This window comes from Streptomyces sp. NPDC001220 (assembly GCF_053597895.1).
In genome coordinates this window covers 312,990-331,317 of sequence record NZ_JBSFJE010000012.1, presented here as the reverse complement: position 1 = coordinate 331,317, position 18,328 = coordinate 312,990, and the positions used below count along the sequence as shown (strand labels likewise).

Annotated in this window: 13 protein-coding genes; all 13 read right to left on the bottom strand. The window is 71.7% G+C overall.

The genetic code is table 11. The annotated features are described in order from the left end of the window. Genes ACWDGI_RS28515 through ACWDGI_RS28455 form a run of 13 tightly spaced genes read right to left on the bottom strand, consistent with a single transcriptional unit; the run spans position 1 to position 18,327 of the window. Complete coding sequence (locus ACWDGI_RS28515; RefSeq protein WP_450763710.1) at positions 1–648, bottom strand: PIG-L deacetylase family protein; 648 nt, start codon at positions 646–648, stop codon at positions 1–3. Then, positions 645–1,439 (bottom strand): sugar phosphate nucleotidyltransferase, encoded by a 795-nt coding sequence (locus ACWDGI_RS28510; RefSeq protein WP_450763708.1) that lies wholly within the window; start codon positions 1,437–1,439, stop codon positions 645–647. Before ACWDGI_RS28510 ends, ACWDGI_RS28515 begins: the two co-directional genes overlap by 4 nt. Beyond that, positions 1,436–2,686: a class I SAM-dependent methyltransferase gene (locus ACWDGI_RS28505; RefSeq protein ID WP_450763706.1), complete on the bottom strand. Its 1,251-nt coding sequence runs from the start codon at positions 2,684–2,686 to the stop codon at positions 1,436–1,438. The genes ACWDGI_RS28510 and ACWDGI_RS28505 overlap by 4 nt, the downstream gene beginning before the upstream one ends. Further along, on the bottom strand, positions 2,683–3,924 hold the full coding sequence (locus tag ACWDGI_RS28500) for a glycosyltransferase (RefSeq protein ID WP_450763704.1): 1,242 nt from the start codon (positions 3,922–3,924) through the stop codon (positions 2,683–2,685). Before ACWDGI_RS28500 ends, ACWDGI_RS28505 begins: the two co-directional genes overlap by 4 nt. Positions 3,925–3,926: 2 nt before the next feature. Then, positions 3,927–5,171, bottom strand: a complete 1,245-nt coding sequence (locus tag ACWDGI_RS28495; protein WP_450763703.1) for an O-antigen ligase domain-containing protein — start codon at positions 5,169–5,171, stop codon at positions 3,927–3,929. 13 nt (positions 5,172–5,184) lie between these two features. Continuing rightward, positions 5,185–6,726, bottom strand: a complete 1,542-nt coding sequence (locus ACWDGI_RS28490; RefSeq protein WP_450763701.1) for a right-handed parallel beta-helix repeat-containing protein — start codon at positions 6,724–6,726, stop codon at positions 5,185–5,187. An 8-nt stretch (positions 6,727–6,734) separates the two neighbouring features. Further along, on the bottom strand, positions 6,735–8,723 hold the full coding sequence (locus ACWDGI_RS28485; RefSeq protein WP_450763699.1) for an alginate lyase family protein: 1,989 nt from the start codon (positions 8,721–8,723) through the stop codon (positions 6,735–6,737). Next, positions 8,720–10,906: a bi-domain-containing oxidoreductase gene (locus ACWDGI_RS28480; protein WP_450763697.1), complete on the bottom strand. Its 2,187-nt coding sequence runs from the start codon at positions 10,904–10,906 to the stop codon at positions 8,720–8,722. Before ACWDGI_RS28480 ends, ACWDGI_RS28485 begins: the two co-directional genes overlap by 4 nt. A 15-nt stretch (positions 10,907–10,921) precedes the next feature. Further along, on the bottom strand, positions 10,922–12,856 hold the full coding sequence (gene asnB, locus ACWDGI_RS28475; protein WP_450763695.1) for an asparagine synthase (glutamine-hydrolyzing): 1,935 nt from the start codon (positions 12,854–12,856) through the stop codon (positions 10,922–10,924). Between the two features lie 3 nt (positions 12,857–12,859). Then, positions 12,860–14,383, bottom strand: a complete 1,524-nt coding sequence (locus ACWDGI_RS28470) for a Wzz/FepE/Etk N-terminal domain-containing protein (protein ID WP_450763693.1) — start codon at positions 14,381–14,383, stop codon at positions 12,860–12,862. After that, positions 14,380–15,750, bottom strand: coding sequence for a YveK family protein (locus ACWDGI_RS28465; RefSeq protein WP_450763691.1), 1,371 nt, complete (start codon positions 15,748–15,750; stop codon positions 14,380–14,382). The genes ACWDGI_RS28470 and ACWDGI_RS28465 overlap by 4 nt, the downstream gene beginning before the upstream one ends. Beyond that, positions 15,747–17,012 carry a glycosyltransferase family 4 protein gene (locus tag ACWDGI_RS28460; protein WP_450763689.1) on the bottom strand — a complete coding sequence of 422 codons (1,266 nt, stop codon included), beginning with the start codon at positions 17,010–17,012 and terminating at the stop codon, positions 15,747–15,749. The genes ACWDGI_RS28465 and ACWDGI_RS28460 overlap by 4 nt, the downstream gene beginning before the upstream one ends. Further along, positions 17,002–18,327, bottom strand: coding sequence for a nucleotide sugar dehydrogenase (locus ACWDGI_RS28455; RefSeq protein ID WP_450763687.1), 1,326 nt, complete (start codon positions 18,325–18,327; stop codon positions 17,002–17,004). Before ACWDGI_RS28455 ends, ACWDGI_RS28460 begins: the two co-directional genes overlap by 11 nt. Position 18,328 lies beyond the last annotated feature (1 nt).

Below are 18,328 nucleotides of genomic sequence, written 5' to 3'. Positions count from 1 at the left end.
TCAACCCCCCAGGTTGAGCGTGAGTTTGGTGACGGCGAACGCCTCGGCGTAGCGCGCGTGACATTCGATGCCGCGGATCCGGGCGAGGCCGAGGAAGGCCTCCCGGTCGTACCAGGCCCGGTGCCGCTGCGAGGGGTAGTGCTCCTGCAGCAGCCGCACCTTCTGTTCGGCGGTCTCCGGCGCCAGCGGCTGGTACGCCGCCGGCCGGCCGAGATCGCCGTCCCACTTGACGATCTCGTAGCCGAGCACGAGGTGGTCGCGGAACGCGGTGGTCATCAGCTTGGCCAGGCCGCGGTGGTCCTGGTGGGCGTCGTCGGTGCGCGGCGCGAGGACCAGGTCCGGGTCGGTCTGCGCGCGCAGTTCCTCGACCGCGGACTTGGCCTCCTCCCAGTGGGCCGGGAACCGGCCGTCCGGCAGCTTGTGCACGGTCAGCCGCAGGTCGGCGCCCGGGCAGAAGGCGGCGAGCGCGGCCTGCTCCTCCTGCTCGCGCTCGCTGCCGCCTCCGGTGAGCACCAGTGCGTCGACGCGGACACCCGGCCGCGCGAGGCACAGCGTCAGCAGCGTGCCGCCGGCGCCGATGGCGATGTCGTCGCAGTGCGCGCCCACCGCGACGATCCGGTCGAGACGACCGGCCCCGAGCCGGATCACGCACGCACCCCCGCGACGTCCCGTTCCCACACGGCCCACGGACGGTCGCCCCGGGTGTAGGCCTCGTCGAGCGCGGCCCGCTCCTTCACGGTGTCGGTCGGCTTCCAGAAACCGCGGTGCTGATGGGCCACCAGCCGCCCCCGCTTGGCCAGTTGGGCGCATCCGTCGGCGACCAGGTCCCCGTTCTCCGGTATGTGGTCGAAGACCTCCTGGCGGAGCACGAAGTAGCCGCCGTTCTCCCACAGCGGCAGTTCGCTCACCGCGGTGATGCCTCCCACCAGGCCGTCCTCGCCCAGCTCCACGCAGTGGAACGACGACTGCGGCGGCACCACCATCATCGACGCGCCGGCGTCGCGCGCGGCGAACCGGTCGATCATCTCCGGGAGCGGGGCGTCGGTGAGCACGTCGGCGTAGTTGGCGAGGAACATCTCGTCGCCGTCCAGGTGGTGCCGCACCCGGCGCAGCCGCTCCCCGATGGGTGACTCGATGCCGGTCTGCGCGAACGTGATCGTCCAGTCGGCGATGTCGGTGGACAGCAGCTCGGTCCGCCCGCCGCGCAGCACGAAGTCGTTGGACGTCGTCTCCTCGTAGTTGAGGAAGAAGTCCTTGATGTGGTGGGCGCCGTACCCGAGGCACAGGATGAACTCCTTGTGCCCGAAGTACGCGTAGTAGCGCATGACATGCCAGATCAGCGGTCGGGGGCCGACCATCGCCATCGGTTTGGGCACGTCGTCGGAGGTGCCGTTGCGCATCCGCATCCCGTAACCGCCGCAGAACAGGACGACCTTCATGCTGTGACCTCTTTCACGACGCCCTCGACGACGGTCAGTTCCGGGATGGGAAAGACGAGCCGGCCGCCCCACTCGTGCACGTAGGACAGCTGCTCGACGAGTTCGGCGCGCAGGTTCCACGGGAGGACGAGGACGTAGTCGGGTTTGTCTTCGGCTATCCGCTCGGGCGGCAGGATCGGGACGCGGGTGCCCGGGGTGAACCTGCCGTGCTTGTAGGGGTTGCGGTCGACGGTGTAGCCGAGCAGGTCGGGGCGTATGCCGCAGTGGTTGAGCAGGGTGTTGCCCTTGCCCGGGGCGCCGTAGCCGACGACGGTCTCACCGCGCTCGGCCGCCTCGACGAGGAACCGCAGCAGGTCCCGGCGGACCTTGGCCACCCGGGCGGAGAACTCGGCGTACCCGGACAGCTCCTGGAGCCCGGCGGCCTTCTCCCGGTCCAGTACGTCGGCCACCCGCCGCGTCGGCTCGCCGGCCGCCTCGGCCGGGCGGGCCCACAGCCGGATGGAGCCGCCGTGCGTGGGCAGCAACTCGACGTCCACGAGCGTGAGTCCGCCGCTGGCCAGGGCCCGGATCGCGGAGGCGACCGTGTAGTACTGGAAGTGCTCGTGGTAGATCGTGTCGTACTGGTTCTCCTCGATCAGGGTCAGCAGGTGCTGTACCTCGATGGAGACCCAGCCGTCGTCGGCGACCAGGGCGCGCAGCCCCTGGGTGAACCCGACCACGTCGGGGATGTGCGCGTACACGTTGTTGGCCACGACCAGGTCCGCCGGACCATGCTCCTCGCGGACCGCGGCGCCGGTCTCCGGGGAGAGGAACTCCGTGAGCGTGGGCACGCCCGCCTCCCGTGCCGTGGCGCCGACGTTCACCGACGGCTCGATGCCCAGGCAGCGGATCCCGCGGTCCACGACGTGCCTCAGCAGGTACCCGTCGTTGCTCGCCACCTCGACCACGAAGGCGTCGGGGCCGAGCGGAAGCCGCTCCGCGGCGTCGGCGACGAAAGTGCGCGCGTGCTCCACCCACGACGTCGAGAAGGAGGAGAAGTACGCGTACTCCTTGAACGTCTCCTCCGGCGTGATCAGCGGCGGGATCTGCGCGAGCCAGCAGTCGGTGCAGACCCGCAGGTGCAGCGGGTACGCGGGCTCCGGCTCGTCCAGTTGGTCCGCGGCGAGGAAGCTCTCGCACGGCGGCGTCGCCCCCAGGTCGACGACGCTCGCCATCGCTTCCGAGCCGCAGAGTCGGCATCGTGTCATCTGCTGTCCCCATCCCCCCTGCTCGCGCGGGTGTCCCCGCCACGAGCCTGTGCTGACCGTCCCGCGATCGCGGTGCGGTACTCCTCCAGCAGGCGCTCCAGGCCGACGGCCGGGCTGAATCCCTGCTCGTAGCGGCGGCGGGCCGCCTGGCCCATCTCCCGGTTGCGGTCCGGTTCGGCCGCGATCCGGCGTATGCGGGAAGCGAGCGAGCCCGCCTCGCCGGGCTCGTGCAGCAGCCCGGTGACACCGTCCTCGACGAGTTCGACGAAGGCGCCGTGGCCGGCGGCGACGGTCGGGACCCCGGCCGCCATCGCCTCGACGACCACCAGGCCGAACGCCTCCAGCCACGTCGAGGGAGCCACCACGGCGACCGACCGTTCGACGGCCTTCCGGCACTCCGCCGTATCCAGCAGGCCGACGTAGCGCACGTCGTCCCGGTCCGCCGCCCAGGCGGTCACCTCCGGCTCCAGCGGCCCGGTGCCGGCGATCACGAGCGGCACGCCCACACCGCCGCTCGCCGTGATCTCGTCCCACGCGGCCATGAGCAGCCGTACGCCCTTGGCCTCCGCGAGCCGGCCGAGATAGAGCAGGTGCTCTCCCCCGTCCTCCCGGCAACTTCCGGGGTCGGGCACGAAGTTGTGCTTCACGGCCAGCCGCTCGGCCGGCATGCCGGACCGCACCAGGACGTCGCGCTGGGCCGCGGAGATGCAGAGGAACCGCTCCACCCCAGTCCACCACCGCCGCCGGTTGGCCGACAGGCTGACGGCCAGCGGCACCGTGGCGAGCCGGGAGCCCCGGTAGCAGCCGTGCCGGACGGCGGGCAGTGGTGCGGAGCCGACGCACTCGGTGCACGGCCGGCCGTCCCGCTGCAGCGTGCCGGGCGGGCAGACCTGGGTGTAGTTGTGCAGCGTGGCGACGGCGGGCACCCCGGCGTCGGCGCATGCGGCGAGGACCGCGGGCGACAGGAGCGGGAAGACGTTGTGGACGTGCACGACGTCCGGCCGCTCGGTACGCAGCCGGGCGGCGAGTTCCGTGCGGACCGCCGGGTTCCACGGGACCAGGAGCGGCACCGCGACCTTGCCGAGGAGGGACCGGGCGGCGATGTCGTCGCTGCGCCGCTCGAACACGTCGACCCGGTGGCCGGCCGCGCGCAGCAGCTCCACCTCCTGGTCGACGACCTTGTTCTCCCCGCTCGGCTGCGCGGAGGCGTATCGGTTGTGCACCACGAGGACGTGCATGGTCAGGTCACCTCCGATCGGCTGGCGAGTTCGGGCGTCGAGAGGGGTGCCGTCGCGGCGGGTGCCGCCAGCAGCGAGGCGGCCACGGCCAGATGCAGCAGATACGGCGAGGCGTCGCCCAGACCGGCCTCGGTGTACGAGGCGACCGCGCAGTAGCTGATCAGGAAGATCGCGCAGGCCCTCTGCAGCGACGGCGGCCGCAGCAACGCGACGGCGCCCAGCACGACGATGATCACCGCGACGAGGGTGACGCCGATCAGCCCCTGCTCGTTGTAGACAGCCAGCCAGCTGTTGTCGATCGGCAGCCCGCCGAACGACTTGTCGCCCAGGCCGACGCCGAGGAACTGCTCCGAGGTCGACCGGGGCGCGGCGAGGAGGGCGTCCCAGACCTTGGCCCGGCCGGTGAGGCTGGAGAAGTTCTCCTTGCTCTGCCCGCGCAGGAACCATGTCTGCAGGGCGGAGGCGAACCCCACCGCGGCCACCACGGCGCACAGCACCGCCCAGGTGAAGAACCGGCGGGCGGCCGCGCTGGTCAGGATGAGCGAGCCGATCGCCAGCGCCAGTCCGACGAACAGGCCGAGCGTGGCCGTGCGGGTATGGGTCAGCGCGAGCAGCACGAAGGACGGCACGATGACCACCACGGCGCTGGTCCGGTCGGTCCGGCGGCCCAGCACGAGCAGCGCGGTGAGCCCGATGATCACCGCCGCGTACTGCCCGATCTGCGGCGGGGTGAGCGGCCACAGCGCGCCGACCAGGCGTCCGCCGTAGAGATCGGGAAGGGCCGCGCCCGGTGAGACGACCAGGCCGGCGGCCACCGATCCGAGCACCGCGAAGTACGCCCGTATGTGGTACCGGACGAACGTCATGCTGCCGTCCCACCAGCGGCTGAGCAGCCACAGGGTGCCGACGAAGAGAGCCAGCCGGAAGCAGCGGAACAGCGCGCCGAACCCGGACTCCAGGTTGGCGCTGGAGATCACGCTGCTCACCAGCAGCAGGGTGAGCAGGAGCAGGTAGGCGCTGGGCCGGATGCGCAGCCGGAGGTTGACCGCGAGCGCCAGTGCGAACGCGGCGACCAGGGCGCCCATGGTGACCATCTGGATGAGGGAGCGGGGCAGCGGGACGATGGTCTTCGCCCCTGCGGAGCCGAGCGTGTTGAGGACCAGCAGCCCCCAGACGACCCCGATGATCCGCGGTGTGCCGGCGGCGCCCGGCCGGGCACCGGACTGCGTGTCCATCTGCGTGTCCATCCGTGTGTCCATCTCAACCACCGGCCCGTGGGTCGAGGGTGCTGCCCGCGTCCTGCCGGTAGTCCGTGCCCTGCCACTCCGCGAAGTCGAGCACCCGGCTCGGGTCGTAGGCGACGAACTTCCACGGTCCGAGGTAGACGTTGTCGTGCCAGCGGTTGTCCTGCCTGTGGGTGATCGCCTCAGCCACCTTCTCGCCCTTGTACGGCGACCAGTCCGGGTAGGTGCCGTAGTTGGACAGCACTGCCATGCGGTCGCACATCTGCGTGCACCTGACCACGGACTCGTCGAGCACGAAGCGGTTGTCGTGGATGTCCACCCGCTGGGTCTTCCACCGGCAGTCGGCGTAGAGCGGTGCCTTGGCGATCGCCGGCTTCGCGCAGCGGTCGGCGTTCTTCACCAGCAGCGTGCAGTCACCGGACGAGGTGTTGGCCGGACTGTTGCAGAAGCGGTCGGCGTTCTCCCACAGAGTGATCCCGGACCAGTTGTTCTCCAGCACGTTCCGGTAGATCTTGATCTTGTCGGTGCGGGCCGGGATCCGTGGTTCGCCGCCGGACTCGGACAGGTAGATCGTCGCGTAGGGGAAGTTGTCGCCGCGGTCGGCGTACCTGCGGCCCTCGACCCAGTTGTTCCGCCGGATCGTGTTGTCCCGGACGACCGCGTTGTAGCTGGTCTCGTAGATCAGCGCGGCACCGTCGTTGGCCTCCAGCACGTTGTTCTCGATGAGGAAGTCGTTGTTGTCGGTGTCCGCCCACAACCCCGCTCCGCGGTTGTCGTGCACCCAGTTGCCGCGTACGTCAGCGCCGTCGACGGCCCAGAACTTGATGCCTCCGGTGCAGCCGCAGCCCTCCTGCCGCCGCTCCCAGTCGTCGGTGTCGTTGCCCACGATCTCGTTGTCCTCGACCACCAGGCCGCTGATACCGCCACCGCCCTTGTACGCGTTCATTCCGTACTGTCCGTTGTCGCGCAGGCAACTGGCGCGGACCTCCTGGTGGGCGCCGGCCATCAGCCCCGCCCCGGAGTTGTCCTGGATCGTCGCGTGCTCGATCACCCATCCGTCGGCCGAGTCGTGGTTGACCACGCCCTCGTTCTGCGGTGCGACGAAATGCTGCACGGTCAGGTAGCGGATGGTGACGTCGCGGGCGGTGCCCGCGAACGCGTACTGGTTCTTCTTCCCGCCGTCGAGCACCGCGCCCGGCGCACCGAGGTAGCGGTCCCCCTTCTTGGGGATGACCTGGGCGTAGCGGTCCGGGTCGAGCCGGTGCTTGCCCGGTCGAAGCCAGAACGTGGTGTTCTCGGGGCTGGTCTTGGTCTTCGACGCCAGGTCACCGACCACCGCGGGGTCGACCGTCACCGCGCCCGCCGGCGCCTTCGCCGGCCCGGCCGCGGGGTTGGCGCACACCCGGGCCACGGCTCGGGCCGCGGACGTGGACGTGGACGGCGCGGCGGTCGGCCGCGCTGCCGGGGCGTCCGACGTGCTCTCGCAGCCGGTCGCCGTCAGCAGGGCCAGCGCCAGCGGTGCCGCCGCCCACGCCCAGTGCCGCCTCTTGATCCCCACGCGTCCCCCTAGCCGCGGAACCTGAGCACGGTGGTGAACCCGTCCGCGCCCTCGGCGGAGCCGGTGGCAGGGCCGGTGCCGGTGCCTGTGCCGGTGCCGACCAGCGTCGTGGTGGGTTCCTTGCGCCCGAATCCCGCGGAGTACCAGCCCAGCGGCGGGTCGGTCTCGCCGCGATGCGCCCGCCAGGACAGCTGACCGGGCAGGTCGAGCACCGCGGAACGCCCCTCGCCGTCCCGGATCCAGGTGAGCACCGCCCGGTTCCCCACCAGGTCCGCGGCGATCGCCGGGCCGAGGTGGAACGCCAACTGCACGGCCCGGTACGGGCCGCGCACCTCGTCGACCACCTTCAGCTCCTGGCTCGCGGCCGTCAGCTCCACCCGGCGGCGGTGCACGGCGCCCTGGTACCCGTCGTGCTCGGCACACCAGCGAGCCACGCCCTCGCCGGAGGTGTCCGCGGCCAGGACGCGGGTGCGGGCATGCCGGGTCCACAGGAACGGGCCGCCGGAGACGGACTGGTCAACGCCGTCCAACCGCAGCGTGTTGTGGCCGAGGGTCGACCGGAAGTACTGCCGCCACGCGGGCTGCCCGTGGTAGCAGAACGTTCCCGGGTCGGCGAGCACATCGACCCCGTCGTGCCGGACCTCCACCGACAGCGCGTCCGCGTGGGCGTGCGCGGCGATGGACAGGAAGCCGTGCGGACCACCGTCGCAGCGGCACCAGATCTCTTCCGGACCGCGCAGGATGGTGACCCCCGCGTCGGCGAAGTGGCCGGGCCGGCGAGCCGGGCGGGACGCGGCCGGTACGGTTCCGTCCTTCGGGTACGGCCGGACGAGCGCGGCCAGCAGCGGGGTGCGCACATCGGTGCCGGTCACCGCCGGCCACCAGTCGAGCCGGCCGAACACGGCGTCGCCGGTGGCAAGCAGCGAGGCCCAGCGGTCGGTGCCCGTGCCGTCCACGACCAGACCGTGCCCGTCGTCCGCGTCCCCCTGGCGCGGCGGCCGGAGCCGGCTGTCCACGACGGCCGCGAGGGCGTCGGTCATCCGCAGCAGCACCAGCCGGACGGACGGCGGGACGGGCACGCCTGCGGCATCCGCCTCGGCCACCGCGGCCAGGCCGAGTTCCAGCACGAGTCCGTGGTACTCGGTGGCCAGCTCGCGGTTGAGGCCCGAGGCGAAGGTGTTGCCGCGCAGGTGCCGCTCCAGCGACCGCAGCGCGTCGGCCCGCCAGCGCCCCGAGGAGGGGAACCAGCCGAACGCGCAGGCCGCCGCGAGCTGCCCGGCGGCCTCGGCGATGACGTGGTTGTTCGCCGAGGACCCCCGGCTGGGGAAGGCGGCCAGCCAGCGCTGGTGGTGCCAGATCTGGTTCAGCGCCACCGGGTTGTCCTCGAACAGTCCGGCCGCACCCGGCCAGTCGTCGAGCAGCCGGCGGATCCACACCCAGGACAGCAGCCGGATGCCCAGCTCGATGCCGCTGATCCAGTGCACGCCCCGCAGCGGGGGGTTGGCCGTCCACCACGACCGCAGATGCTCGGCCACGCGCTCGGCGTACCGCTCGTTCCCGGTGACCGCGTAGGCGGCGGCGAGCACGGTGAGGTACTGGTGCCGGGACAGCTCCCAGATCTGCTTGATGTCCCCGACCGCGTCCTCGTCGCGGTACGGCACGTCGAAGGCGTAGCCCCACGGAGCCCGGCGCCCGGTCTTCGGGTCGCACCACCAGTCCGGGTCGGTGAGGTCGTCGCGGACCACCCCGAAATACTCGACGTGCCCGTACATCAGCCGGTCCGCCTCGGCGACGAGACGTTTCGCGGCGTCCGGTGGCACCGCGGCGATCGTCCCGGCGGGCAGTACGGCGGTGAACCGGGCGCCGGTCACGCTCGGGCAGTCCGGCGGATCGGACCGCCACCGCCGTCTGCGCAGCGTGTCGCCCGCCCGGCCCGCGACCTCGCGCGGCCCCATCCGGGACAGCCGCCGCAGGTACCAGCCCGCGCTCATGGTCATCGTGCCCTCGCCAACGTCACCGGCGCACCGCCGGCCAGGCCGGTCCGCACGGCGAGGGTGGCCGCCGTGGTCGCGACCAGCGACTCGAGCGGCACCGGCATCGGGCCGCCGGTCCGCACGGCCTTGATGAACGCGGCCAGCTCGGCGTTCTGGCCCTTGTCCCGGGCCTTGGGCAGCCGTGAACTGACCCACCGCTTGCGGTCATACACCGAGGCCCGGACGAAGTCGTCGAGCCGCAGCACCTTGCCGTCCGCGACCAGGTCCAGGGTCTCCTTGGGGAAGCCGGGCGCGCCGGTGGTGACGTAGCTGATGGTGGCCGTGGACCCGTCCGGGTAGCGCAGCACGACCTGCAGGTCGTCGTTGCCGGACGTGGCCACCGAGTAGACCGAGACCGGGTCGGCCTCGAGCAGCCAGCTCGCCGTGTCGATGAAGTGGCCGCCCTCGCCGCCGAACCGCGAGCCCTCCGTGCCCTGTTGGAGGTACCAGCTGCCGTGCTGCAGCCGGCCGGCGTTGACCAGGTAGCGCAGGCTCGCCGGACCGGTCCGGACGCCGAACCGCCCTCTGGCCTCCTGCAGCAGCGGCGCGAACCGCCGGTTGAAGCCCACCTGCAGCCGGTCGTTGCCCGACTCCTCCACCGCCGCGAGTACCCCGGCCAGTTCGTCCTCGGTGAGGGCCAGGGGCTTCTCCACGAACACCGTCTTGCCGGCCAGCAGTGCCTTGCGGGTCAGTTCGGCGTGCGAGCTGTGCCGGGTGACCACGAACACCGCGTCGATCGACTTGTCGCCGAGCACGGCGTCGAGGTCGGTGGTCGCCTCGGCGAAGCCGAACTTCCGCTGCGCGTTGGCCGCGGAGAGCGCCGTCGTGGTGACGACGGTCGACAGCTCGACCCCGTCGCGCTGTGCCAGGTGCGGCAGCAGCATCGACGTCGCGTAGTTTCCGGCGCCGACGAACGCGAGGCGCACCGGTGACTTGGCGGCCCGGGCCGGGGCGGACGTTCCGCCGCTGCGGGGGACCGCGGGCACGGCCACCGACGGGGCCTCCGCCTCTCCTTCCGCCGCCGGTTCGGGGTACCGGAACAGCACGGCCACGGCCTTCAGTTCGCCGTCCTTCAGCCGCCGGTACGTGTCGACCGCGTCGTCGAAGTCGGCGACGTGGGAGACCAGGGGCTCCACATCGACGCTGCCGCGGGCGACGAGGTCGAGGAAACACGCGAGGTTGCGGCGCTCGGTCCAGCGCACGTAGCCGATCGGGTAGTCGCGTCCCTCCAGCTCGTACTCGGGGTCGTAACGCCCGGGGCCGTAACTGCGGGAGAACCGGACGTCGAGTTCCTTCTCGTAGTACGCGTTCCACGGCAGGTCCAGGCGGCACTTGCCGATGTCGACGACCCGGCCGCGGTCCCGGCAGAGCCGGGCGGCCAGCTCGACGGGCTGGTTGCTGCCGCCGCCGGCGGCCAGGTACACCTGGTCCACGCCGTGCCCGTCGGTGAGTTCGGCGACGGCGGCTTCCACGGCCGCGGACGCGGGGTCGCCGCAGGCCGCGGCGCCCAGGCGCTCCGCGAGTTCGCAGCGCGTCGGGTCCGGGTCGACGCCGACGACGCGGACCCCGGAGGCGCCGAGGAGCTGGACCACCAGCTGCCCGATCAGGCCGAGGCCGATGACCAGGGCCACCTCGCCGAGCTGCGGCTCGCCCTGGCGGACGCCCTGCATCGCGATCGACCCGACGGTGCCGAAGGCGGCGTGGCGCGGCGCGAGACCGTCCGGCACCGGGGTGTAGAGGTTCTTCGGCACCCAGTTCAGCTCGGCGTGCAGTGCGTGCTCGTTGCCGGCGCAGGCCACGAGGTCGCCGACCTTCACGTCGTCGATGCCGGCGCCGACCTGCTCGACGACCCCGCACAGCGAGTAGCCCAGCGGCGTGTAGGAGTCCAGCTTGCCCATCACCTTGCGGTAGGTGGCGGGCACCCCGTTGGTGGCCACGCTCTGCATGACCTTGGCCACCTGGTCCGGCCGGGAGCGGGCCTTGCCCAGCATCGACATGCCGGCCTCGGACACCTTCATGAGCTCGGTCCCGGTGGAGATCAGCGAGTAGGCGCTGCGGACCAGCACTCCGCCCGGCTTGCACCCCGGTACCGGAACGTCGAGCACCGCCAGCTCGCCGCTCTTGTAGTTCTGTACAACCTGCTTCACCGGAACTCCTGATTCCTAAGCCGTCGACCGAGTGCTCTGGGCGGAGCCAGAGGTCGCGTCGCGATACCAGTACTCGAGGGTCAGTACGTGCCACAGATGTTTGGAGTAGTCCCGCTGCCCGGCGGCGTCCTCGGCGACCATGCGCGCCAGCGCGTCGCGGCGCAGGAAACCGGAGTTGACGAGCACACCGTCGTCGACCACCTCGCGCACCAGCGGTGCCAGGTCCCGGCTCATCCAGGCCCGCAGCGGGGCGCTGAACAGGCCCTTGGGCCGGTACACGATCTCCCGGGGCAGGATCGAGGTGGCCGCCTCCTTGAGGACGGCCTTGCCCTGCCGTCCGACGATCTTGCGATCGCCGGGGACGGCGAACGCCGCCCTGACCACCTCGACGTCCACGTACGGCACGCGTACCTCGGTCGAGGCGGCCATGCTGGAGCGGTCCGTGTACGTGAGGTTCAGGCCCGGCAGGAACATCCGGGCGTCGGTGAGGCACATGCGGTTGACGAAGTCGTCGAGGTCGTTGTCCTGGTAGACGTCCGCGTGCTCGGTCAGCACGTCCTGGACCGTACCGGCCAGGTCCGGATCGAGCAGGGCGAGCAACTCGTCCTGGTCGTACATGGTGTAGCTGCGCCGGAAGGCGGTCTCCTCCGGCAGACCTGCGAACGAGAGGAACCGCTTCGCGAACCGCACCGACCGGTACCCCCGGCGGGCCGTGGCGACCGGCAGCCGGTCCACGGCCGCGGACACCCCGCGCCGCAGGGGCCCCGGGACGCGCTGGTAGCGCAGCGCGATCAGGTTGGCGAGGTGCTTGCGGTAGCCGGCGAACAGCTCGTCCGCGCCCATCCCCGAGAGCATCACCTTCACCCCGGCCTCTCTCGCGGCCGAGCAGATCAGGTACGTGTTGATGGCGGCGGGGTCGCCGATCGGCTCGTCCAGGTGGTACGTCATCCGCGGCAGCAGGTCGAGCACGTTCGGCGCGATCTCGATCTCGTGCAGGTCGACGCCGAACCGCTCGGCCACCTGCCGGGCGTACCGCAGGTCGTCCGGCATCGCCTCGAACCTGGCGTCCTCGGCGCGGAACCCGATCGTGTAGGCGGAGATCCCCGGCTGGTGGCGGGCCGCCAGTGCGGTCAGGTAGCTGGAGTCGAGGCCGCCGGAGAGGAAGGTCGCCACGGGGACGTCGGAGAGCAGGTGGCGCCGGGTCGACTCCTCGACGATGGCGGCCAGGTCCGGCTGCTCGCCGGCCCGGGCCCGCTCCCGGCCCTCGGCGGCGACGTCCTTCAGGTTCCAGAACCGGCCGCGCTCCACCCGGCCGTCGGGCCGGCACCTCAGCCAGCTCCCCGGCGGCAGCTTCTCCGCTTCGCGGAACGCACACCGTGAGTCCGGCACCCAGTAGTACAGCAGCGAGGCCACCAGCGCCGCGTGGTCCACCTCCAGCGACCGACCGGTCGCGACGGCGAGCGCCTTGAGCTCGGAGGCGAACACCAGGCCCCCGCCGCGCCGGAGCAGGAACAGCGGCTTGATGCCGAGCTGGTCGCGGGCGAGCACCAGGTCACCGGTGCGCTCGTCGAAGATGCCGAACGCGAACATGCCGCGCAGCCGGGGCAGACAGTCCGTGCCCCAGCGCCGCCAGGCCTCCAGGAGTACCTCGGTGTCGGAGGTACCGCGGAAGCGCACCCCGGTGGCCGCCAGTTCGGCACGTAGTTCGGGGGCGTTGTACAGCTCGCCGTTGTAGGTCAGGACGAGGCCGTCCGAGACCATCGGCTGGGCGCCGGTGTCGGACAGGTCGATGATGGCCAGCCGGCGGTGCCCGAGGTGCACTTCGCCGTCACGTACGGGGTGGCTGTACCTGCCCGCCCCGTCCGGACCGCGGTGGGCGAGGGTGTCGGTGAGCCGGTCGGTCACGACCTTTCCGTCCGGCCACCGGTAGGTGCCTGCGATGCCACACATGTCCTACCGCACCTCCTGGTCGTTGTCCGGGCCCCGGGCGGCCCACACCGGCTGCCGCTCCGTCCGCCGCTGGGCCGCCGCCCCCGCCTGCCGGGCCGGCCGCTCGCTCCGGCCGCGCAGCGCGGTTCCCAGCCCGTCCCACAGGGTGCCGTCGGTCCGGTCACGCGGATCGGGGTCGATCAGCACCACCCCGATCACCGGAATGCGCTGGTCCGCGAGCTGTCGGGCGACGGTGTGCAGCCATGCGGCGCTGCCGTGTCCGGCACGCACCACGAGCACGGTCCGGGTGCCGAGGTACCGGAGGTCGGTCCAGGCCGTTCCGGGTGCCACCGAGCCGACGCCGATCCGGCGCTCCTGAGGCGACAGGGTCGCGGCACGCTCGCCGCCGACCACGTTCGGGTCTCCCGGCTTCTGGCGGCGGCCCGCGAGCTGCGGGCGGGGCAGACCGTCGATGACGGTCACCGGTCCCTCCGCCGCCACGGTCCTGGCGAGATCCAGGGCGAGCACGCTCGTACCGCGCGCGCAGCCCAGTTCCAGCAGCGACACCGGTTCCGTGGAACCGAGCGTGGTGCGGGCCAGGGTCGCGGTGAGCCGTTCGCGGGTCAACCGGGTGCGGCGGCGCTGCCACGGCCTTCCCCTCCGGCGGGGCAGCTCCGCGATGACCGAGGCGCCGAGGTTCGCCGCGATGTCCCGGCGCAGCACCGGGCGGTCCGCCACCACCGTGCCGACCGCGGCCAGCGCGAGCCCGAGGACGAGCCCGAGGACGAGCCCGATCGCGGCGTCGGTGGCCAGGGCCTTGGGCAGGGAGTGCCGCAGCGCGCGCGGGTTGTCCACGATCTGCGTGCCGGCGACGACCTGGGGTGTGCCGGTCCGCGCGTCCGCGGCGCGCTCGTCGAAGTCGGCGATGCGCGAGTTGAGTTCGGCGCGGCGGGCGAAGAGCGACTCGAGGCTCGCCGACACCTTCGGGTCGCTGTCCGCCGATTGGCCTCCGATCTCCTTGTTGACCTGGGCGAGTTCGTCCCGCATACGGTCACGCTGGTCGAGCAGGGCCTGGGCTTCGGCCTGCGCGGTCTTCTGCATCCGCTGCACATGGTCGGCGACGAACGCGTCGGCCAGCGCCTTGGCGCGGGCCACCGCCTGGGCGTCGCTGTCGCCTGTCACGGTGATCTGCAGCAGGTTGTTGGTCAGCCCGGTGCCTCGGTAGTCCCGCATGAAGTCCTCGGGTCTCTCCGGGGACTTGAGGGACTGCAGGGCCTTGCCGGCGATCTGCGTGGTGCCCAGCAGCTGGACGTCGGTGCGGATCAGGGTTCCGGTGTCGTTCGGCTGGTCCTCCGCGTGCGCGACCAGCACTTCGGTCACCGCGGTCGGCGACGGCGGCATCAGGACCGCCAGCGCGGCGCCGGCCAGCAGGCCGAGAAACGCCATGGCGTACCAGAGACGGCGGCGCCTGCGCACCGCCACCACCAGCGCCTGCAGGTCGAGAAGCGGAGTCGCGGCCGACGACTCCGCAGTCGTGCTCGTCGTCACGCTGAACCTCCCGTTGCCTGGCCGCGGACCGCGAGCGCGAGTGTGGCGTCGTCCGGAGGTGGGCCGGCAGACCGTGTCTCACGGGCGCGGACCGGGTCGGCGACGACGATGCCGAGGACCTCGTGCCTGCCGTCCGCACATGCCTCGGCGATCCCGGCGAGCTCCTCCGCGGTCCAGCTGCCCGGGCTGAGGACGACCAGGGCACCGGACTCGGTGTCGCGGTCCGGGACGATCGGCCGGTCCGCCGAAACCTCCACCACCCGCAGCTGCGGATCGCCCTTGGCCTCGGCGACGAGCTGTCCGGCGGCCCGGCGGGCGATCTCGTCACCGTCCGGTACGACCACCAGCAGCCGCCGGGGGGAGGACAGTTGGTCCCGGAGACGAGCGCACACCCGCCGGTAGCGGATCCGTCGGCCGGCCTCGTCGTCGGACCGCTGCGGGGTCGGCAGGTCCCACGGGGTGCCGACGCCGAGGAGTCGGCGGATCCAGCCCGGTCGGCCACCGCCGTCCGGCCGCTGCGCGCCGCGCCGTTCACCGGGCACGTCGACGGTGCCCAGCAGCGTCGAGCCCAGCGCCGCGGCGATCTCCGTTTCGGTGCGCAGTCGGCGATTCATCCGTGCGGCGGCGAGGTGGCCGATGACCGCGAGCAGGAAGAACAGCAGCGCTCCCGCGACGATGAGCTGGATCCTGGTCGGCGGGGCCTCGCCGGTCGGCCGGGCCGCCGGGCCCATGACGACCATGCCGGCCTTGTTGGTCGCCGGGTCGGCCTCGTCCAGCTTCGTGATGGCCTCCTCCAGCGAGGTGCTCAGCTTCTCCAGCTCCGTCCGGGCCTGCACGCCCTCCACGGTCTGTCCCGGATCGGCCGCGTCGGCCAGGTCGGTGATGCGGCGGTTGGTCTCCTCGACCTGCTTCCGCAGCGCCTCGGACTCCGTGGCGGCCGCGGAGTCGGTGCCGCCGCCCACGATCCGCGCGGCGAACTTGACGAACTGCTGGGCAACTTGGTCGGAGAGCTGCTGCGCGCGCTTGGGGGTCTCGGCGGTACCCGAGATCTTGATGATGTTCCCGTCGGCGGCCGTGGCGGTCACGCGGTCCCGCAGATCGGCACCGCTGACGCCGTTCCAGCCGAGTGAGGCGGCCGCACGGTCGACCACCGTCGAACTGGTCGCGACGTCGACCTGGGTCAGCAGCTCGCGCTCCTCCCACTGCCCGGGCAGCAGGACCGACGCCGACGTCGTGTACCGCGGCGGAAACACCACCGAGGCGCCATAGCCGACGAGCGCGCCCACGACGGCGAAGACGGCCAGAAGCCGCCAGCGCCGACGGAAAATCCGTCCGATGGTGACCAGACGTATCGATTCCTCGCTCAACTGCGCTGCCTCTTCCCTGTTCGAACCGGATCGGCCGCCGGCACCGGGGTGTGGTCTCGGCAGGCGGCGGCGTAGGCGGCGAGCAGCGACGCTTGCGAGTTCTGCCAGGAGAGCGGTCCGCTGACCCGCTCCTGGCCGATCTTGCCCATCCGGGTCCGCTTCTCCGGATCGTCCAGGAGCAGCGCGATGAGCTCGGCGAACTCGGCCTCGTCGTTGGCAGGCGCGTAGACGGCGGCGTCTCCGGCGGAGACGCGCGCCTCCTTCAGGTCGAACGAGACGATCGGCCGGCCCATCGCCATGTACTCGAGGACCTTGTTCATCGTCGACACGTCGTTCAGCGGATTGCGCGGGTCGGGGGAAAGGCAGACATCCGCGGTGGACAGGTAGCGCACCAGTTCCTCGTCCGGGATGCGCCCGGTGAACTGGACCTGGTCGCCGAGCCCGAGCCGCCGGGACAGCTCCACCATCGCGTCGAAGGCGTCGCCGGAGCCGACGAACACCGCGTGCCAGTCGGTCCGGCCGAGCCCGTCGCGGAGCTCGGCAAGGGCCCGCAAGGCGTAGTCGACGCCGTCCTGAGGGCCCATGACACCGAGGTAGCACAGCAGATGAGGCTTGCCGTTCTTCAACTCCGGCTCCGGCGGCACCGGTTGGAAGCGTTCGATCGCGGGCGCGCTGCGCACCACGAAGACGTCCTCCGGCCGCCGGCCGCCACGGCGCACCGCGACGTCCCGGTAGCTCTCGTTCGTGGCGAGGACCACGTCCGCGGCCCGGTAGGTCCGTCGTTCCAGTGCGCACACGGCGCGGTAGAGCAGGTCCTCGCCGCGGTCGAACCGGGAGAGGTACAGCTCGGGTACCAGGTCGTGCTGGTCGAAGACGAACCGTGCGCCGCGCCGCTTCAGCCACAGGGCGGGCAGGAACAACAGGTCGGGCGGGTTGCAGGCGTGGACCACGTCGACCGGGCCGACCTTGCGGGCCAGCCGGGCGGTGTGCCACAGCGCCGATCCGTACTCCTTCAGGTAACCGGCCGGCCCTCCGGTGGCCGCGCGCAACGGGTAGCGGTGGATCCGCACCCCGTCGATCTCCGCCTCCGGCTCCGTGTCCCGTTTGCTCCCCTGCGGACAGATGACGTGCACCGTCCAGCCCGCGTCGCGCAGCGTCGTGCACTCCTGCCACACCCGCCGGTCGAAGGGCACCGACAGGTTCTCCACCAGGATCAGCGCGCGCCGGCCGGAACCGTCGCCGCTGACTGCGTTACCAAGCAAGGCCCATGTACCCCGGTTCGGTCCGGCGCGTCTCCGCGTCGGGAAGGCGGATGAGGTCGACGATCACCGGTCCTTCGCCATGGGGCAGCGCCGACAGCACGGCCGGGTCCCTGGTCCCGACCAGGCACACCTCGGCGTGTTCGAGCACCTCGTCGACGGAGTCCGCGAGCAGCTGCGCGAGGTGCGGCAGCCGGCTCTCGATGTACTCGCGGTTCGCGCCGAGCAGCCGGGAGAGGCTCACATTCGCGTCGTAGATCTTGATGTCGTATCCCTTGCCGAAGAGCCTCTCCGCCAGCTCGACGAGCGGGCTTTCGCGGAGGTCGTCGGTGCCGGGTTTGAAGGACAGCCCGAACAGGCCCACCCGGCGCCTGCCGGTGCGCTCGACCAGGTCCACCGCGCGCTGCAGATGGTCGGAGTTGGAGGTCAGCACGTGGGCGAGGATGGGGACCGAGACGTCGGCCCGCTGGGCCGCGTGGACCAGGCTGCGCAGGTCCTTGGGCAGGCAGGAGCCGCCGAAGGCGAAGCCGGGCCGCAGGTAGGCGGGGCTGATGTTCAGTTTGCGGTCGGCCAGGAACACGTCCATCACCTGGTGCGAGTCCACCCCGAGCGCCTGGCACACCGCGCCCAGCTCGTTCGCGAAGCCGATCTTGAGACCGTGGAAGGCGTTGTCCGCGTACTTGATCGCCTCGGCCGTCGGGACCGGTACCCGGAACACCTCGCCGGGCAGGCCCTCGTACAGCGACAGCACGGTGTCGCCGCTCGCCGGGTCGAGCTCGCCGATGACGGTCTTGGGCGGGTCGAAGAAGTCCCGGACGCTCGTGCCCTCGCGCAGGAACTCCGGGTTGACCGCGACCCCGAAGTCCACCCCGGCGGTGCCGCCGGTGTTCTTCTCCAGGATCGGTACCAGCAGGTTCAGGCAGGTGCCCGGGAGCATGGTGCTGCGGAACACGACGGTGTGCCGACGCCCCTGTTCGGCCCCCTCGGCCAGCACCGCGCCGATCTGCTCGGCGACCCGTTCCAGGTACGTGGTGCACAGGCTGCCGTTGGGCTCCGAGGGCGTACCCACGCAGACCAGTGACACCTCGCTGTCCATGATCGCCTCGCGGACGTCGCAGGTGGCGCGCAACGCTCCGGTCCGCACGACCTCGGCGATGAGCTCGCCGATACGTTCCTCCACCACCGGGGCCTTGCCGTCGTTGACCAGGTCGACCTTCACCTGGTTCACGTCCACCCCGATGACCTCGTGCCCCATGCCGGCCAGGCACGCGGCTGACACGCAGCCCACGTAGCCGAGCCCGAAAACGCTGACTCTCATG